Annotated in this window: 1 protein-coding gene; it reads right to left on the bottom strand. The window is 65.0% G+C overall.

Annotated elements, in window-relative coordinates; all coding sequences use genetic code 11:
• Window positions 1-257, bottom strand: a 257-nt coding sequence (locus tag ACQG3P_RS20415; RefSeq protein ID WP_426806062.1) for a 2-oxo acid dehydrogenase subunit E2, incomplete at both ends; no start/stop codon positions are given.

Here is a 257-nt window from a genome sequence, read left to right on the forward strand (position 1 = left end):
CCGCCCAGCGAGCTGATCGAGCAGCAGCCGCCGCTCATGTCGGCCGGGCCCAGCTTGCCGGCGCGCGCCTTTTTGGCCAGCTCGCCGGTTTCCTGCGCGATCTGCACCACGCCCTTCTTGTCGACATCACGGAACACCGGAACGACCAGGCCGTTCGGGGTGTCGGCGGCGAAGCCGATGTTGAAGTACTCCTTCAGCGTCAGGTTTTCACCGGCCGCATCCAGCGATGCGTTGAATTCCGGGAACTGCTTCAGCGA

Source organism: Stenotrophomonas sp. SrG (assembly GCF_050031795.1).
GTDB lineage: Bacteria > Pseudomonadota > Gammaproteobacteria > Xanthomonadales > Xanthomonadaceae > Stenotrophomonas > Stenotrophomonas rhizophila_A.